The organism is Rahnella perminowiae (assembly GCF_019049755.1).
In the GTDB taxonomy this organism is placed as follows: Bacteria; Pseudomonadota; Gammaproteobacteria; order Enterobacterales; family Enterobacteriaceae; genus Rahnella; species Rahnella perminowiae.
Map to the genome: position 1 here is coordinate 1 of NZ_JAFMOS010000301.1, position 3873 is coordinate 3873.

General features: G+C 52.1%; 4 protein-coding genes. 1 reads left to right on the plus strand and 3 read right to left on the minus strand.

The annotated features are described in order from the left end of the window. Positions 1-10: 10 nt before the first annotated feature. Positions 11-607 (minus strand): P-loop nucleotide/nucleoside kinase family protein, encoded by a 597-nt coding sequence (locus J1785_RS02745; protein ID WP_217218755.1) that lies wholly within the window; start codon positions 605-607, stop codon positions 11-13. Next, on the minus strand, positions 600-1535 hold the full coding sequence (locus tag J1785_RS02750; protein ID WP_129991491.1) for a tagatose-bisphosphate aldolase: 936 nt from the start codon (positions 1533-1535) through the stop codon (positions 600-602). Before J1785_RS02750 ends, J1785_RS02745 begins: the two co-directional genes overlap by 8 nt. A 233-nt stretch (positions 1536-1768) precedes the next feature. On the opposite strand from J1785_RS02750, the gene J1785_RS02755 reads away from it, so the two are divergent. Then, a complete protein-coding gene (locus tag J1785_RS02755; protein ID WP_129953875.1) occupies positions 1769-2701 on the plus strand; it encodes a sugar-binding transcriptional regulator in 933 nt (310 codons plus the stop codon). Between the two features lie 94 nt (positions 2702-2795). Here J1785_RS02755 and J1785_RS02760 read toward each other — a convergent pair whose 3' ends face one another. Further along, a complete protein-coding gene (locus J1785_RS02760) occupies positions 2796-3626 on the minus strand; it encodes an alpha/beta fold hydrolase (RefSeq protein ID WP_217218756.1) in 831 nt (276 codons plus the stop codon). Positions 3627-3873 lie beyond the last annotated feature (247 nt).

A 3873-nucleotide genomic window follows, 5' to 3' on the forward strand; every position in this document is an offset into this window, starting at 1 on the left:
GTTCAGGTATTTATTGGAGTTGTGTGTGGAATACATTAATTATCCACGTATGAATATCAACAATGTTCACAGGCTTATTTTGTCCGATAACATTCTGGTCCACAGAATACACTGGCCCTGAGGTTATTGGTCGTGCATTTCCGGCGAGAATTTTTAATTCGGGAATATATTCTGCCCCGACATGTCCCGGTAAACGTTCGCCCAGTCGTGAGAAAAATCGTTCGGCCGCACGTTCAGCATCAATCTGGCACCAGATTTCCACAACCTGTGATGCGCCCGCCCGTTGCAGATAATCCTGCAATACCTCTTTGGGCTGAAAACCAAACCACGCATCGACAATAAAAGTGCTGCCCTGAGGCGCGCCGCCGATGATGTCCCAGATAACCTGATAACTTGCCAGCCCGAGCACGCGGTTAAAAGGACGGTCAACATTCTCTAATCGCTGAAGAAATGGGTTTTTAATGCCATCAAGCGACAGTTGCAGCCAGCCACTGTATGCAGAAAGCTCAACGGCGAGCCGGCTTTTACCTGACGCCGGGATCCCGTTCACCAGGATGACGCGTTTGCCGGTAAAGCCATTTCGTGAGGCGCTTCTGTTTTCAGACATGTTCCACCTGTTGTGTCTGGTTGTGTGCCGGTGCATGGAAATGCTGCTCAATGACGGCCTGAAGTTCGTTCAGACGCGGTACCGCCAGCGATTCCAGACGGGATTTCGTCGCGTTGCGGTCCAGTGAGATGCAGTCTTTCCACAATGATCGGCCTGCGATAACGCCTGATGCGCCTTCGCTCATGGCATCCGCCACTTGTTTGAGGAAGGTGGAATGGTCAACGCCCGCAGAAAGCACGGCCCACGGCACGTCGCCCGCGAGTTTCGTGATGTCAGCACAGGCTTGTTTTGAGCCAGGATAGGGCAGTTTCAACACCTTAGCCCCGCATTCCAGACAAATCTTCGTGCCGCCATAAATCAGAGACGGGACTTTTTCTTTATATTCTTCCCCGGTTTCGTTGTCGAGTTTATAGGTCAGGAACTCCACCACCAGCAGCAGGTCTTCGCGGGCGAAATCTTCAATGCACTGGCGCAGAATATCAATGTTATGACGGTTTGCCGCTTCCTGATCGGAACGCAGATACACCATGATTTTACCGCCGGTCGCGCCGAGTTCACGTACACGACGCGCATCGACATTCTCCACCAGCCGTGACAGACGATAACCTTCCGGCGAATTATCCCAGCCTGATGCATCCAGGCCAATCAGCAGCGCGGTGTCGCGGGCAATGATGCCGTTGTCCACCAGTTGCGGCACGGCACAGACCGGATCGACCAGTACGCAGGAGGCTTTGCTGGCAAGATATTGCGTGATGTCGGCTTTAATCAGCCCGAGTTCGTGCTCTGAAATGGCAGATTGTTGTTGCGGATCGCTGGCGAGCAGGCTGCGCATGGCGCCGCGCTGGTCACAGGCGATCACCATCATTGCGCCATTTTTACCGCAAATCTGCTGATAGCTGCGTAATTCTGAGGTGGACATTTTTGACATGGAACTCTCCTTTGCGTGAAATTTATTACAGATGAAAAAATCTCGATTACACTGGACGTTCTGTGTTTACCCCCTGGATAAACGGGGTGGAAAATCGCGTAACATGCCGTATTACAAGGGTTGAAGCCCGATCCGGCACATTGCATTTTTACAGGTGTTGCGCAATAATCCCTCAATCGACGATTTGAGTGTAATTCATTACTGAAAGGAATTTCAAGCTGAAAGAGCCAATTTTGCAAGATATTGCAGCAACGCGTGCCATGATGCATCTGGTAGCGAAGCTGCATTACGAGTCTGATATGTCTCAGGTGGAGATTGCACGCAAGCTGGATGTGTCGACGGCAACCATCTCCCGGTTGCTGAATAAAGCCCGCGCGGCGGGGATTGTGCGCATCGAAGTGGTGGGATTATCGTCACCGGAAGACATGACGGCAGATCTGATAAAACGTCTCGGGCTCAAACAGGCGTATGTTGTGGATGCGCCGCCGGGCAATGTGCTCGGCGCACTGGCGACGCCGCTGGCTTCTCTTTTACAGGACGCCGGTTTAGGGGCGGGATCGGTGCTCGGTATTGGCTGGGGAAGGGCGGTGCGCGAAGTCACGCTGGCCGGTATGCCTCGTCTGCCGGGGATCATGACCGTGGCGCTCAACGGCGGTATGCAACAATCTGCGCCGCATTTTCAGATAACCGAGTTCGTGCGCCGCGCGGCGGAACAGATGGAAGGCACGCCGTATTTCCTGCATGCCCCTTATCTTTCTTCTGCGGAATTGCGTGATGCGTTTCTCTCGGACCCGAGTGTGCAGGAAATCATTTCACTGTGGGACAGGCTCGATGCGGCGATTGTCGGTGTGGGCCTGACGCATACGCCGAAGCCGAGCGAATCCACCACCGCGACACCCGGCGAGCAGGCGCTGAGCGATGCCGCAGGCGACGTGCTGCGCCATTACTTCACGGGAACGGGCGAGTTATTGCACTGGGAAGGCGAGGAGCGAATGATTGCGGCCTCGGTTGAACAGTTGCGCAAAACGCCGCTGACTATCGGCGTGGCGGCAACGCCGGAAAAAGCGGCAGGGATTATCGGTGCCGTGCGTTCAGGCATGATTAATTCATTAGTGACGGACGTGAATACCGCACAGGCGATTCTGGATAGACTGCCGGTAGTCTGACGGCTGCTTTGTTAAAAGAAGTGCTTAAAACAGGCTCAAAAGAAAAAGGCATTCCTTTGCGGGAATGCCTTTTCGTTTCTGCGGATGACGTTGTTTACCGCTGAGCAGTACCGGTCAGGAATGCCAGTAAATCGTCGTTCAGCTGATCCTGATGCGTCACAGCAAAACCATGCGGTGCGCCTTCATAGATTTTGAGCTCTGCGTTTTTAATCATTTCTGCTGCCAGTTTGCCTGTGGCTTCGAACGGTACTATCTGATCCGCGCTGCCGTGAATAACCAGCGTCGGTACGGTAATTTCCGCCATGTCCGGGCGGAAATCCGTTTCAGAGAAGGCCGTAACACAATCAACAGTTCCTTTCAGCGACGCCATCAGTGCAATGTTGAGCGTCTGCGTCATCACGCCATCAGAAACGGTCATCCCCTGATTGGTGCCGTAGAACGGTGTCGCAAAATCGCTGATGAACTGTGCACGGTCTTTCAGTAAACCGGCTTTGATACCATCAAATACGGATTTATCCACACCCTGCGGATGATCATCCGTTTTAATAAACAGCGGTGTGACCGCACCCAGCAGGACCAGGCGGGTGACGCGTTCTGAACCGTAACGGCTGATGTAACGGGTGACGTCGCCGCCGCCCATGGAGAAGCCGACCAGCGTCACGTCCTGCAAATCGAGATGCTCAATCAGATCATTGATATCAGAGGCGAAAGTGTCGTAGTTGTAACCTTCCCATGGTTGTTCTGAACGGCCAAAACCACGGCGATCAAAAGCGATAACCCGGTAGCCGCGATCGGCCAGGAAATTCATCTGGCTGTCCCACATATCAGCATCCAGCGGCCAGCCGTGACTGAATAATACCGGCTTACCTTTACCCCAGTCTTTAAAATAAATTTGAGTGCCGTCTTGTGTATTGAATGTGCTCATTTATAGATTTCCTCAGCGATTATTTTGCAGGTTTTATACGGGTCGTGTGTTGTGTTGAAAACAACATTATGCGTGGCAGGGAAATATTGATAACAGGATATTTTTGATAAGTTGTTAAAGGATTTTGTTGTTCCTATCGCGCTGAAATTAATGGGTATTATCGGGCATATAGAGAGGGTAATACCTGTCAAAAAAATCTGAACAAGTTGCCAAATTCTTTCCGCTATCCGCTTTTAATGTCCTGACC

Excerpts from the sequence above, each read along its gene's own strand:
- J1785_RS02745 (WP_217218755.1), bottom strand. The coding sequence starts at position 607 with ATGTCTGAAAACAGAAGCGCCTCACGAAATGGCTTTACCGGCAAACGC.
- J1785_RS02750 (WP_129991491.1), bottom strand. The coding sequence starts at position 1,535 with ATGTCAAAAATGTCCACCTCAGAATTACGCAGCTATCAGCAGATTTGC.
- J1785_RS02760 (WP_217218756.1), bottom strand. The coding sequence starts at position 3,626 with ATGAGCACATTCAATACACAAGACGGCACTCAAATTTATTTTAAAGAC.